At 43.5% G+C, this 13124-nt stretch carries 12 protein-coding genes; 8 read left to right on the plus strand and 4 right to left on the minus strand.

Annotation, left to right across the window (positions count from 1 at the left end):
* Nucleotides 1-59: 59 nt before the first annotated feature.
* The 5 genes from rpsD (at nucleotide 60) to dnaK (ending at nucleotide 5704) form a co-directional block, all read left to right on the plus strand.
* A complete protein-coding gene (gene rpsD, locus P2W84_RS09070; RefSeq protein ID WP_276089797.1) occupies nucleotides 60-668 on the plus strand; it encodes a 30S ribosomal protein S4 in 609 nt (202 codons plus the stop codon).
* Nucleotides 669-745: 77 nt separating this feature from the next.
* Nucleotides 746-1738: a DNA-directed RNA polymerase subunit alpha gene (locus P2W84_RS09075; protein WP_276089798.1), complete on the plus strand. Its 993-nt coding sequence runs from the start codon at nucleotides 746-748 to the stop codon at nucleotides 1736-1738.
* 83 nt (nucleotides 1739-1821) lie between these two features.
* A complete protein-coding gene (rplQ, locus tag P2W84_RS09080; protein ID WP_276089799.1) occupies nucleotides 1822-2358 on the plus strand; it encodes a 50S ribosomal protein L17 in 537 nt (178 codons plus the stop codon).
* Entirely contained in the window at nucleotides 2315-3631 is a 1317-nt protein-coding gene (locus P2W84_RS09085; protein ID WP_276089800.1) for an SAM-dependent methyltransferase, read from the plus strand. The genes rplQ and P2W84_RS09085 overlap by 44 nt, the downstream gene beginning before the upstream one ends.
* Nucleotides 3632-3793: 162 nt before the next feature.
* Nucleotides 3794-5704, plus strand: coding sequence for a molecular chaperone DnaK (gene dnaK, locus P2W84_RS09090; protein WP_276090083.1), 1911 nt, complete (start codon nucleotides 3794-3796; stop codon nucleotides 5702-5704).
* Nucleotides 5705-5820: 116 nt separating this feature from the next.
* On the opposite strand, the gene P2W84_RS09095 is transcribed toward dnaK, so the two are convergent.
* From P2W84_RS09095 to P2W84_RS09110, 4 genes are read right to left on the minus strand one after another with little or no spacing between them, the layout of a single operon-like run.
* On the minus strand, nucleotides 5821-6720 hold the full coding sequence (locus P2W84_RS09095; RefSeq protein ID WP_276089801.1) for a sugar phosphate nucleotidyltransferase: 900 nt from the start codon (nucleotides 6718-6720) through the stop codon (nucleotides 5821-5823).
* 32 nt (nucleotides 6721-6752) lie between these two features.
* The gene (locus P2W84_RS09100; protein ID WP_276089802.1) at nucleotides 6753-7865 is read right to left on the minus strand and encodes a M42 family metallopeptidase; all 1113 of its coding nucleotides are present in this window, start codon (nucleotides 7863-7865) and stop codon (nucleotides 6753-6755) included.
* A gap of 46 nt (nucleotides 7866-7911) precedes the next feature.
* Nucleotides 7912-9072 carry an MFS transporter gene (locus P2W84_RS09105; RefSeq protein ID WP_276089803.1) on the minus strand — a complete coding sequence of 387 codons (1161 nt, stop codon included), beginning with the start codon at nucleotides 9070-9072 and terminating at the stop codon, nucleotides 7912-7914.
* Nucleotides 9073-9089: 17 nt separating this feature from the next.
* Complete coding sequence (locus tag P2W84_RS09110; RefSeq protein ID WP_276089804.1) at nucleotides 9090-10325, minus strand: porin; 1236 nt, start codon at nucleotides 10323-10325, stop codon at nucleotides 9090-9092.
* Nucleotides 10326-10419: 94 nt separating this feature from the next.
* On the opposite strand from P2W84_RS09110, the gene P2W84_RS09115 reads away from it, so the two are divergent.
* From P2W84_RS09115 to P2W84_RS09125, 3 genes are all read left to right on the plus strand, one after another.
* Entirely contained in the window at nucleotides 10420-10761 is a 342-nt protein-coding gene (locus P2W84_RS09115; protein ID WP_276089805.1) for a hypothetical protein, read from the plus strand.
* Nucleotides 10762-10843: 82 nt separating this feature from the next.
* Nucleotides 10844-12448: a SulP family inorganic anion transporter gene (locus tag P2W84_RS09120; RefSeq protein WP_276089806.1), complete on the plus strand. Its 1605-nt coding sequence runs from the start codon at nucleotides 10844-10846 to the stop codon at nucleotides 12446-12448.
* A 5-nt stretch (nucleotides 12449-12453) separates the two neighbouring features.
* The gene (locus P2W84_RS09125) at nucleotides 12454-13119 is read left to right on the plus strand and encodes a carbonic anhydrase (protein ID WP_276089807.1); all 666 of its coding nucleotides are present in this window, start codon (nucleotides 12454-12456) and stop codon (nucleotides 13117-13119) included.
* The last annotated feature ends 5 nt before the right edge of the window (nucleotides 13120-13124 follow it).

A 13124-nucleotide genomic window follows, 5' to 3' on the forward strand; every position in this document is an offset into this window, starting at 1 on the left:
ATTTTTAAAGCTAAGAGTCTGCAGATATAGGCTGCAAGATACTTTAAAACAAAAGAGAAATGGCAAGATACACAGGACCAAAGTCCAAAATCGCCCGTAAATTCAGAGAGCCAATTTTTGGCCCTGACAAGGTATTAGAAAGAAAGAATTATCCTCCCGGACAGCATGGTGTTTCCAAAAGAAGAGGAAAGCAGTCTGAGTATGCAGTCCAGTTAATGGAGAAGCAGAAAGTTAAATATACCTATGGGGTACTAGAGCGCCAATTCCGTAATTTGTTTACGAAGGCCTCTTCTCGTCAGGGAATTACTGGTGACAATTTGTTACAATTACTGGAAGCACGTTTGGACAATACAGTTTACAGACTAGGTATCGCTACTACCCGTTCGGCCGCTCGTCAGTTAGTTAGCCATAAACACATTACGGTTAACGGGGAGGTAGTCAACATTCCTTCATATCAATTAAAAGCAGGAGATGTTATTGCTGTCCGTGAAAAGTCTAAGACACTTGAGGCAATTACCAATTCAGTTGCTGGAAGAGTAATCAATAAATTCAACTGGCTGGACTGGAATGCACAGGAACTTAGCGGTAAGTTTCTTGCTTATCCAAACAGGGATGAGATTCCTGAGAATATCAAGGAAAACCTGATAGTCGAGTTGTACTCTAAGTAATAATATAGGTTAATTGCCTCTTGGCGATTAGCTTTTTTACTTTACAAATTTTAATAACGATCTAAAAAACATTATAAATGGCAATTTTAGCATTTCAGAAACCCGATAAGGTGATCATGCAGAAGTCGACCGATTTCGATGGTACATTTGAATTTCGTCCTTTGGAGCCAGGTTTTGGCGTAACCATTGGTAATGCCCTTAGGAGGATATTGCTTTCTTCCTTGGAAGGCTATGCTATTACAAGTATTCGTTTTTCAGGTGTATCCCATGAATTTTCTACCATAAAAGGGGTTGTTGAGGATCTTACAGAGATCATCCTTAACTTAAAGCAAGTTCGCTTTAAGAAAGTGGGTGAGTCGGGTGATTCAGAAAAGGTATTTATTGTCGTTAACGGCCAGGAACAATTCTCAGCAGGAGACATCACTAAGTTCTCTAATAATTTCCAGGTGTTAAACCCGGATTTTGTTATCTGTAATATGGAGAAGTCAGTTACACTAGAGGTGGAGCTGACTATCAATAAAGGCAGGGGATATGTTGCGGCTGAGGAAAATAAACTTGTTGATGCGGTAGTTGGCGTTATAGCTATAGATTCTATCTTCACTCCAATGAAGAATGTAAAATATACAATTGAAAACTATCGTGTTGAGCAAAAGACAGATTACGAGAAGCTGATTCTGGATATTTCTACAGATGGATCTATACATCCTGAGGAGGCTCTCAAGGAGGCAGCTAAAATTCTTATTCAACACTTCATGCTTTTCTCTGATGAGAACCTGGTATTGGAGTCTCAAGCCAAGGAGGAGACTAAAGAGGTTGATGAGGAAATTCTGCATATGAGGAAGATTTTGAAAACAGAGTTGGTAGATCTTGATTTGTCAGTTCGGGCATTAAATTGCCTTAAGGCAGCTGATATCCGGACTTTGGCCGATCTTGTTTCTTATGACGTGGCTGATATGCTGAAGTTTAGGAATTTCGGTAAAAAATCATTAACGGAAATTCAGGAGTTGGTGAAGTCCAAGAGTTTATCATTCGGAATGAATCTTGCAAAATTTAAACTGGACGAAGATTAATTTATAAATAACATATTTGTTAATAGTGTGTAATTCCCTCAGATTATACTCAAGAGACGGTACACACTGAAAAGCTAAAAAAAATGAGACACGGTAAAAAAGTAAACCACCTCGGAAGAACGGACTCACATAGGAAAGCAATGTTAGCCAATATGGCTTCATCGCTGATTAAACACAAAAGGATTTCTACCACCTTGGCTAAAGCTAAGGCATTGCGTACTTATGTGGAGCCGATCATCACTAAGTCTAAGAATGACACAACCCATTCGCGGAGGGTGGTTTTCAGTTATCTTCAGGACAAAGAGACAGTAACAGAGCTGTTCCGTGACGTTGCCGCTAAGGTGGCTAATCGTCCAGGAGGTTACACAAGGATTATTAAGCTCAACAATCGTTTGGGTGACAACGCGGAGATGGCACTTATCGAACTTGTTGACTATAACGAGGTATACGGTAAAGAAGCAGCTGCCGCAGAGAAGAAGACTACCCGCAGAAGCAGAAGTAAGGTTAAGAAAACGGATACGCCTGCTGAAAAAGCAGAAGAAGTGAAAGAAGCACCTGCAGTTACCGAGGCTTCTGATGAATCTGCTCCTGAAGCTTCAACCGAAGCTAAAGCGGAATAGTCAAATAGCTTCTTATAATTTATTCATAACCCTGGTCAGTATTGACTGGGGTTTTTTAATTTTGATGATTATTATGATAGATCGGGATAACTGGATAAAGTTTGAGGCAGGATGCTCGCTGAGTTTAACTGAGGGGCATTTTGTAAAATTGTCTCTTGGTAACTATTGTGGAGACGACCCTGAACTGAAGAACATTTATGTAAAGCGTGTGGATATCCGGAAAATCCCAATGCTTTCTTTTACTTATCGGTATAAAAGAAGAGACATTATAAAAAATTATCCTGTAGATGAAGGGTTGAGTATGGCGATGGATTTGCTGAGCAAAGATTTTCGGATTGCCACATTAATTACAATAGACAAGGAGTTGATTCTTGAACTTAACCGCGAAGGAAAAATTGTACTAAGGACAAAGGGACGTCAACGTAGGCCCGAGACCTTGACGTATAGCCATGACCGGCCAAAGGCAAAAACTATCGAAGCAATAGGTAAGCGTTACTTAACAGATCTCGGGATAACAGATGAGAGAGGGAACGTATTTAGGAATGCCCAGGATAAATACAAGCAGATCAATCATTACATAGAGATATTGAGTCCGCTAATTAAGGATTTTTCTCAAGAGCAAATCAGGAAGGTAGTGGACATGGGCTCCGGAAAAGGCTACCTGACATTTGGGCTTTATGATTATTTGAGTAATGTTCTACGATGGAATGTTGAGGTATTGGGCGTTGAGTTGAGGGAAGATCTGGTGAGTTTGTGTAATGAGATAGCTGTCAAATCGGAGTTTAATGATCTGAGATTTTTTCAAGGGACGATTGAGCAGCATGATGTTCGCGGAACGGATCTACTAATTGCACTACACGCTTGTGATACAGCTACTGATGATGCAATCTTTAAGGGAATTGAGGCGGGAGCTAAATTAATAGCTGTTGCTCCTTGTTGCCATAAGCAGATCAGAAAGGAAATTGAGAAATCAAAGATTGAAAATGACTTATCTTTCCTTACTAGATACGGAATATTCCTTGAACGACAGGCTGAAATGATTACAGACGGTATGCGCGCATTAATATTAGAGTATTTCGGTTATAAAGCAAAGGTCATGGAATTTATATCAGACGTCCATACTCCTAAGAATGTACTGATCGTAGGTAGTAAATCCTCCAAGATGACTAACGAACATAGGCAAAGGGCAATACTCAGCCAATTAAGAGACATCAAAGTATTTTTCGGAATACAATACCATCATTTAGAGCGTTTACTTAAACTGGAGATCTAATCCCATTTATACTGTCATACTGTCATTTTTTCGGTCACTTCCAGTCAGAAAATCTTGAATGAACCGTTAATTGCATAGATTTTCTGCCAAAAACCTATTGGCACATTGCTTGTTAAATACATGTTACAAAAAGATTTTAATAACGTAAACATATATAAGAGCATGTCAAAAATTATTGGTATAGACTTAGGTACAACTAACTCCTGCGTTGCTGTAATGGAAGGTAATGAACCTGTCGTGATTGCAAACAGTGAGGGTAAGCGTACTACGCCTTCGATAGTTGCTTTTGCAGAAAATGGCGAACGTAAAGTTGGAGAGCCTGCCAAACGTCAGGCCATAACGAATCCAACCAAGACCATTTCGTCGATTAAGCGCTTTATGGGCAGTAGTTACTCAGAGGTGTCAAAGGAGGCTGCACGTGTGCCTTACAAAGTAGTAAAGGGTGATAACAATACTCCAAGGGTTGAAATTGATGACCGCAAGTATACTCCGCAGGAAATTTCGGCAATGATTCTGCAGAAAATGAAAAAAACTGCTGAGGATTTTCTTGGTCAGGAAGTAACCGAGGCTGTGATTACCGTACCTGCTTATTTTAATGATGCACAGCGTCAAGCAACTAAGGAAGCAGGTGAGATTGCAGGCTTAAACGTGAAGAGGATCATTAATGAGCCAACTGCAGCAGCGTTAGCTTATGGCTTGGATAAAGCGCATAAGGATATGAAAATTGTAGTATTTGACTGCGGTGGAGGTACACATGACGTTTCTGTACTGGAGCTTGGCGATGGTGTATTTGAGGTAAAGTCAACTGATGGAGATACTCACCTCGGTGGAGATGACTTCGATCACGTGATTATTGAGTGGTTGGCCCAGGAGTTCAAGAACGAGAACGGTATGGACCTGCATCAGGATCCTATGGCACTGCAACGTTTGAAAGAAGCTGCTGAAAAAGCAAAAATTGAGCTTTCCAGCACTACTTCGACAGAAATAAACCTTCCGTATATTACTGCTGATGCTACAGGGCCCAAACATTTAGTAAGGACTTTAAGCCGCGCAAAATTTGAGCAGCTTGCTGAGGACTTGATTAAACGTACTATCGATCCTTGTAAGTCAGCATTAAAGAATGCCGGATTGAAAACTACTGATATTGATGAGATCATCCTGGTTGGTGGATCGACACGTATTCCAGCTATTCAGGATGCAGTAAAAGCATTCTTTGGAAAGGAGCCCTCTAAAGGAGTAAACCCCGATGAGGTCGTAGCTATAGGCGCTGCTATTCAGGGTGGCGTATTGACTGGAGAAGTGAAAGATGTATTGTTGCTAGACGTAACACCGCTTTCTCTAGGTATAGAGACGATGGGTGGAGTGATGACTAAGTTGATTGAAGCAAATACAACTATCCCTTCTAAAAAGGCGGAGACTTTTTCCACTGCAGCTGATAATCAACCTTCTGTTGAAATTCATATTCTTCAGGGAGAACGTCCTATGGCTGCCCAAAACAGGACAATAGGTCGCTTTATTCTTGATGGAATTCCACCGTCACCACGTGGAATACCTCAAATTGAAGTTACATTTGATATTGATGCGAACGGAATTCTCCATGTAAGCGCAAAAGATAAGGCTACAGGAAAAGAGCAGAAGATCAGGATTGAAGCTTCTTCAGGTTTGACAGACGATGAGATCAAACGTATGAAGGAAGAAGCAGAAAAGAATGCCGAGTCTGACAGAGTTGCCAAGGAAGAGGCTGAAAAGATCAACAGTGCAGATGCATTGATCTTCTCTACCGAGAAACAACTGAAGGAGTTTGGAGATAAGCTTTCGGCTGATAAAAAAGCTCCTATTGAAGCTGGTTTGAAAAAGCTCAAGGATGCACACGCTGCAAGGAATTTTGCAGATATAGATGCTGCTCAGGCTGAACTTCAAACTGCATGGAATGCCGCTTCTGAAGAGATGTATAAAGCTGGTCAGGATCAGGGTGGACAGCCTGATGCAGCGGCTGGTAGTCAGCCGCAAAATGATGGCGGTGATCATGTGACTGACGTAGACTTTGAAGAAGTTAAAGACGATAAGAAATAATATATCTTGTGATTTTAATAAAAAAAGCCCCGTTTTGGGGCTTTTTTTATTTGTATAATTCTGAGGTATTTCTGTTCTTTTTTACAGCAAACTAGTCAGTAACCTGTGATTTCAGATTAATTCCAAAGTTTCTCTGGGTATATCCCATCTTTTACCAACTGATCAATACTAGCCTGAACGAAAGGTTTATCCTCCTTATACGTAACACCGAACCATTGGCTATCCGTAGGGATCACTTTAAAGGTGGCTTGATTGGTACGGACCAGGTGTTCGCCGATCAAAGGGATAAAGAACTCTGCCTTTGGCTTTTCTTTATTTTCAATCGCAAATTTCTTAAATAACTCTTCCGCTAACTTAAAGACAGCTGGTGTGAAACCCCAGAAATTCATAGATACAGGAGTATCAAAGGCTAAAGGATATTCCTGTCCATTTTCTTCATAAACGATGATATCTCCTTTTTTATATACTTGAGTACGCTCATTAATCTCCTCCAGATAGCCAGCCTCGCTGGTTTTGCATACACCGCGGGAAACTGAGCCAAATTCTGACAAAGTCTTGCCAATCTGATAACCTATTATTGAGAAATTACTGTCAGAAGCATCTGTATTCAGGAAATCTACCATTTTTTTGAAAGCATCAAATCCATAGTAGTCGTCCGCATTGATCACGCAGAAAGGCTCCTTAATGATGTGGCGTCCTGATAGAATGGCGTGTGCAGTACCCCAGGGCTTTTCGCGATAAATCTCCTCTTCAATGCCAAATTGCTTAAGGTCAAAATTCTGAAATACATAATCTATCTCAATCCTTCCTTTCAACTTAGGCTCATAAATCGACTTAAAGTTTTCTACGAATTCCTCTTTAATGATAAATACCACTTTGCCAAACCCTGCTTTAATCGCATCAAATATTGAGTAATCGATGATGGTTTCCCCGTTAGGTCCAAAGCCATCAATTTGTTTCATGCTGCCATAGCGACTAGCCATGCCTGCTGCTAAAATTAATAAAGTAGGTTTCATTCTACGAATTGCTTGATAAGGTTATTAAAGTGTTATTTTGAATATGTGAAATCGTGGTCTTTCTTAATGTTCAGCAGAGAGTGATAGATCAGGTTGATCACATTGTCTACATCGTCTTTGTGGATCATTTCTACGGTAGTATGCATATAACGCAGCGGCAGGGAAATCAGTGCAGATGGCACTCCACTGTTCGAATAAGCAAATGCATCTGTATCTGTTCCTGTGGAACGAGAGGAAGCCTGTCTCTGGAACGGGATTTTGTTTTCTTCGGCAGTTTTGATCAGCAGCTTGTTCAGGTTAGTTTGTACGGCAGGAGCATAAGATACTACCGGGCCTTTACCACAAGCCAGGTCTCCCTGGGTAATCTTGTTGATCATCGGAGTAGATGTATCGTGCGTTACGTCAGTTACAATCGCTACATTAGGTTTGATCCGGTGCGCAATCATTTCAGCACCTCTTAATCCGATCTCTTCCTGCACAGAGTTGACGATATATAGGCCAAAAGGTAGCTTTTTCTTGTTTTCATGCAGTAGTCTGGCCACTTCAGCGATCATGAAGCCACCCGCACGGTTGTCGAGTGCGCGGCCTACGTAATAGCGATCGTTCAGCACCATGAACTCGTCCTCATAGGTAATCACGCAACCTACGTGGATACCCAATTTTTCTACTTCCTCTTTAGAAGTACAGCCGCAATCCAGGAAAATATTCTTAATTGCAGGAGCCTCTTCCTTTTCTCCGTTGCGGGTATGAATGGCAGGCCACCCGAATACAGCTTTAACCATTCCGTTTTCGGTGTGGATATTAACCCGCTTTGAAGGGGCAATCTGATGATCAGAGCCGCCATTTCGGATAACGTAAATCAGGCCATCATTCGTAATATAGTTTACAAACCATGAAATTTCGTCAGCATGTGCCTCTATAACTACCTTATAATCTGCCTTTGGATTGATTACGCCTACTGCAGTACCATAACTGTCAATGAAACTTTCGTCGATATAAGGTTTCAGATAATCCAGCCATAACTTTTGGCCCGGATATTCAAAACCTGTTGGGGAAGGATTGTTAATGTATTTTTCGAAAAACTGGAGCGACTTCTTATTAACCACACCGGTGTGTTTAGGGTGATCTTCTTTTTTTTTACTCATTTTTTTATGATGATGATGATGCAAACAAATATAAAAAAATGTTGGTCTAAACGCGCTTTTTGCTGTAAAACAAATAGATAATCAGGTTAAGGATGATAATCGACGTAATGCCAGAGCAAAACACCGGCCAGCCGCCATTATCCCACAGCCATAAGCCTAAAGCAGAACCACTGGCAGCTCCGACAAAGCTCACCGACATAAATACCGTATTCAGCCGGTTCCTGGCCTCAGGCATAATTGTATAGATCCTGGTTTGGTTAGTTACATGTATGGCCTGTTGCCCGATATCGATCAGAATAATGCCTAATACAAAGACGATAAGATGACTTTTGGTAAAATAAAAGGCAGCCAGGCTGAGTAGCTGCAGGAGCAGACCAATAAGTATATTCCTTCTCGGATTGCCAACACCGCTAAAACGGCCTACCAAAGGCGCTGCCAGTGCCCCTGCTGCTCCTGCAATGCCGAACATCCCAATCTGAAGCGATTGCAGGTTATAAGGTGGGTTCGCCAGAAACAGCACCATCGTTGTCCAGAAGGCACTCAAGGTAGCAAAGGCGATAAAATTGATCAGCGAAGCCTCCCTTAGCACCGGCTGCGTGCGCACATAATGCCACATCGAAGCCATCAGCTGACCATAACTTCCTTTAAAAGAAGGTTCACTCTGTGGAAAGCGTTTCGCCATCAGCAACAGCAGCAGGAAGCAAATACTAGCTGCAATGAAGTACATTGCGCGCCAGCCCCATAAAAAGCCAATACTCCCGCTTATGGAGCGCGAAGCCAGTATCCCCACCAGCAGGCCACTCATGATAATGCCTATCGTTTCTCCACGTTTCTCGTCAGAACTCAGGTTCGCGGCCATTGGCAGGATCAGCTGCGGTACTACAGAACTCACTCCGATCAATACAGATGAACATTGCAGCAGCAGGAAAGAACCAGAGACGGCAGCCATTAACAGTGAAACGATGGCAAGGCCGGTAATTACCAGGATCTGTTTCTTCCTTTCAAACATATCGCCCAACGGTACAATAAGGAACAGCCCCAAAGCGTAGCCAGCCTGAGTCAGGTAGCTGATTTTGCCTGCAACTGGTTCTGTAAGACCAAATTCTCTGGCCACCAGGATCACCAGCGGCTGGCAATAATAAATGTTAGCGACGATCAGCCCCGTACAAAAGGCCATTAGTAAAATGTCTGTCCTGCTTAGTTTCATAAAAATTAAGAAGCAGTTTACCAGCGGTATTGCAGCCGGGCAGTGAAAACATCGTCCTTAAGATCGCTGGCATATTGCTGCAACTGGGTTGCATGGTTTACCACATGCTCATTATAAACTGTTAGTTTTAACCGGGGGTTGATCATATAAGTAACGCCATATCCCAGAGTGCCAAACTTAACATCTCCGGCTGAAGTATTGCTGTCCGTTGCGCCGATCTGCTCCTCATCTACTTTCCGGTTAGGATCATACATATCATAGGCAGCAATGGCAGAAAAACCCGTTTTCGCAATTTTCTGCGTCAGCCAGAGATAATAGCCCTGAAAAGGCCTCAGGTATAGGTCTGTTGCCGGCTGGGCAGAAAAACTTGTACTCGCAGCCGGGCCAGATACCGAAGAAGAAGCAGCAACCCCCGGCTGCGTACCCTCCATATACTCCGCCTTAAAGCTTGTAGCCCCAAAAGTATTGTCGTATTGCAGCTGAATATTGACCCCGTAATAATCCCTTTTAAAATACCTGCCCAGGTTTTCCGGGGCTATATGCCTTAGGTAGGCGCTACCCTCATAAGTAAAATAACCCTCCGTATCGTTCCTCACAAAGCCCTTGTAAAAAGATCCCCCAAAGCCTACATGTAACCGCTTACCCGCCAGGCTGTCAAAATTGAAATGCAAATTTCCAATCATGTCCTTACGGGAATCATAATCCCTTGCATTATAACCACTGCCGTTCACCATTGCAAGGTCAGCGAAGATAAACTTAAAGGCACCGACCGGTTTAAAAGTCACCATTGCGCCAATATCCCTTTCCCTCGGCATCAGCGTCTGAAACATCCTCGGCCGTTCCGGAAAGTCGCGGTATCCGGATGAATACACAATACCATAGCCGAAAGGTCTGTTGAAAAGCCCGGCTGTAAAGCGCAATGATTTTACCTTCGGGCTGTAAAACTGGATGAATGCATCCATCAGCTGAATACCCGTAGGCGTGGCATCCAGCTGAAAAACTATGCTCGAATACTTGTCCACACGGTCAACCTTCAGCCTGCCGCGCCTTACGACAAATCTGTCCCTTGAGTTCTTACTGAAATCCCCTCCAGAAAAAGAGCCGATCCCGTCAGACTGGGCACGCTGATACTGAGTCTGTAGATAACCGGTTATAGCGATCTCATGCGGATCATACGAAGAGGGAGCATTGTTGTTTTGCCCAAATAATAAAACAGGGCAAAACGATAATATACATAGGAGTGTCTTCTTCATTCTGTGGCTAAATTACATTTTTATTACAGGATAATTTGTTTATTACCCTGCTTTGGACTTATTTTTGGCATGAGCAACCGTAAAATCAGATCAGATGTTCCTCAGAAAATACAGGATTCATATCATCGTAGCCTTTCTTGCCATCTTCTCTGCGAAGATGGTTATTTCCGGCGCACCTGTATTCCTGGGCCATATCGATAAGGAGATCATGAATTCGGTCATTATGCAGATCGAACTGGAACACAGCTCCGACGGAGAAAGCGGAGGCAAGGCCAAAGTAAAGCTTTGCGACTACAAGATCGATTTTCACTACGATTACAACTTTTCAACTGAACTTGTCCTGGTAAAGGTCAGTAATAGCTTTATCGACCATTTCAAGCGGTACGTTGACCCGTTCCACCCGTCTGTTCCCACACCGCCGCCTAACCGCTGCTGATTCGATGCGCATCACCCGCACCTTCCGGTGTGCTGATGCAGACCTTAGAATTAGTTAAAGCAAAACATTAAAACATCGTTTTATGCAAAGTGGGAAATCAGCCCTTTCAGGGCTGGATATGAAGAAATATTTTTTAACAAAAAACCTGAAGCGCGACCTTCCCTCAAGTATCGTCGTCTTCCTGGTCGCACTGCCTTTGTGCCTCGGCATTGCCCTGGCGTCGGGGGCACCGCTCTTCGCCGGCCTGCTCACAGGCATCATCGGAGGTATCGTTACGGCCAGCATCAGCGGTTCGCAACTGAGCGTCAGTGGCCCGGCGGCAGGGCTTACCGCCATCGTACTGGGTGCGATCACACAATTGGGTGCTTACCAGACCTTTTTATTGGCTGTTGTGCTCGCGGGCGTTATACAGCTTATCCTGGGCATCCTAAAGGGAGGTACCATTGGAAATTACTTTCCTTCGAGCGTCATCGAAGGAATGCTTGCGGCCATAGGCCTTACTTTAATTCTCAAGCAGTTGCCACATGCACTTGGGGTAGATTCCGATTTTTTCGGAGATGAAAGCTTCTGGCAGGCCGATCATGAGAATACCTTCTCTGCCATCAGTGCTGCGATGAGCCATTTTGGTCTGGCAGCGATCGTCATCAGTACCTTATCCATCGCAGTGCTCGTTCTGTGGCCAAAATTTAAGAAGCTCAGCCTCGTACCGGCTCCATTAGTGGTTGTTGTACTCGGTGTACTGTTGGCAACGGCCTTTCAGAATTCACCCTATGCACTGGAATCCAAACACATGGTGGCAATCCCGGTAGTCAATGGCTGGGACGAATTTATTAACCTGTTCACCACGCCAGATTTTTCGCAGTTCAGTAACAGTAAAGTATGGGTAGTTGCGTTCACGATAGCCATTGTGGCCAGCCTTGAGACATTACTGAGCCTGGAAGCGATTGATAAAATAGACCCGATCAAACGAGTATCACCCACCAACCGCGAACTCGTCGCCCAGGGTACCGGCAATATCGTCAGCGGTATGCTCGGCGGTCTGCCAATGACCTCAGTAATCGTGCGCAGTTCGGCCAACGTTAATGCAGGTGGACGCACCAAGATGTCAGCTATTTTTCATGGCTGCTGGCTGCTGTTGTCCCTGCTGTTTATTCCCGGCCTTATCAATATGATTCCGCTGGCCTGCCTGGCAGCCATATTGCTGGTTACCGGCTACAAACTGGCCAGGATCAGCCTGTTTAAACACATGTATCACAAAGGTTGGGATCAGTTTGTCCCCTTCGTCATCACCATCGTGGCTGTATTACTCACCGACCTGCTGAAAGGCGTAGCCATAGGTATGCTTTTCTCAATTTTCTACCTGCTGCGCACCAATATGCGCAATCCGTTCTTTTACAGAATACAGGAAGAAGGCGACAAGAAGCATCTCCGGATCAGGCTGGCCGAAGAAGTGTCATTTCTGAACAAAGCGGCTATACAAGTTGTGCTCAATAAAATACCCAATGAAACCAACGTGATCATTGATGGCACAAACAGCCGGTATATCGACCCTGACGTACTTGAGACCATTTTTAACTATAAGCACAACGCTTATACTAAAGGGATTATCGTAACTTTGGAAAACATTAAAAAGCACTACATCGTCCCTAAAATTGACAGTAAACCTATTGAGGAAATTAAAAACTAAATATTATGTGCGCTAAAATAGAAACACAAGATAATAAAGCAATTACTTATGAAGGACTTTTGGAAGGTAACAAAGCATGGGTTGCAGATACCCTGAAAGAAGATCCTGAATTTTTCAATAAACTTTCTGCCGGGCAGGCTCCCCCGGTGCTCTGGATCGGATGCTCTGACAGCCGCGTGCCTGCCAACCAGATTACCAATACCATGCCCGGCGACATCTTTGTGCACCGCAACATTGCCAATGTAGTTACCCATACAGATATGAATCTGCTCAGTGTGCTGGACTACTCCGTTAATGTGCTTAAGGTAAAGCATATCATTGTCTGTGGCCATTACGGCTGCGGAGGTGTAAATGCCGCGTTGGGAGACAAACAGGTTGGTCTCATCGACAACTGGCTGAGAAACATCAAGGATGTATATCGTATTCATGAACGTGAAATGTCGACCATTAAAGACCCGGTTCGTAAATCAGAGAGATTGGTCGAACTGAATGCCATTGAAGGAGCCGCTAACGTCATGAGCACTTCGATTGTACAGAATGCATGGGCTGCTGGTCAGGAGTTGAGCGTTCACGCCTGGGTATACAGCCTGAAAACCGGCCTTATCACAGATATGAAAGTAAGCGCTTCAAACTCAGAAGATCTCTCTCCTGTGTTCAAAATGCAGGCTTAAAAAAT

Origin of the sequence: Pedobacter sp. JY14-1 (assembly GCF_029269825.1) — a bacterium.
Classification (GTDB): Bacteria; Bacteroidota; Bacteroidia; order Sphingobacteriales; family Sphingobacteriaceae; genus Pedobacter.

What these genes read in the sequence shown, in the direction of transcription:
- rpsD (WP_276089797.1), top strand. Translation starts at nt 60, where the DNA reads ATGGCAAGATACACAGGACCAAAGTCCAAAATCGCCCGTAAATTCAGA.
- P2W84_RS09075 (WP_276089798.1), top strand. Translation starts at nt 746, where the DNA reads ATGGCAATTTTAGCATTTCAGAAACCCGATAAGGTGATCATGCAGAAG.
- rplQ (WP_276089799.1), top strand. Translation starts at nt 1,822, where the DNA reads ATGAGACACGGTAAAAAAGTAAACCACCTCGGAAGAACGGACTCACAT.
- P2W84_RS09085 (WP_276089800.1), top strand. Translation starts at nt 2,315, where the DNA reads ATGAATCTGCTCCTGAAGCTTCAACCGAAGCTAAAGCGGAATAGTCAA.
- dnaK (WP_276090083.1), top strand. Translation starts at nt 3,794, where the DNA reads ATGTCAAAAATTATTGGTATAGACTTAGGTACAACTAACTCCTGCGTT.
- P2W84_RS09095 (WP_276089801.1), bottom strand. Translation starts at nt 6,720, where the DNA reads ATGAAACCTACTTTATTAATTTTAGCAGCAGGCATGGCTAGTCGCTAT.
- P2W84_RS09100 (WP_276089802.1), bottom strand. Translation starts at nt 7,865, where the DNA reads ATGAGTAAAAAAAAAGAAGATCACCCTAAACACACCGGTGTGGTTAAT.
- P2W84_RS09105 (WP_276089803.1), bottom strand. Translation starts at nt 9,072, where the DNA reads ATGAAACTAAGCAGGACAGACATTTTACTAATGGCCTTTTGTACGGGG.
- P2W84_RS09110 (WP_276089804.1), bottom strand. Translation starts at nt 10,325, where the DNA reads ATGAAGAAGACACTCCTATGTATATTATCGTTTTGCCCTGTTTTATTA.
- P2W84_RS09115 (WP_276089805.1), top strand. Translation starts at nt 10,420, where the DNA reads ATGTTCCTCAGAAAATACAGGATTCATATCATCGTAGCCTTTCTTGCC.
- P2W84_RS09120 (WP_276089806.1), top strand. Translation starts at nt 10,844, where the DNA reads ATGCAAAGTGGGAAATCAGCCCTTTCAGGGCTGGATATGAAGAAATAT.
- P2W84_RS09125 (WP_276089807.1), top strand. Translation starts at nt 12,454, where the DNA reads ATGTGCGCTAAAATAGAAACACAAGATAATAAAGCAATTACTTATGAA.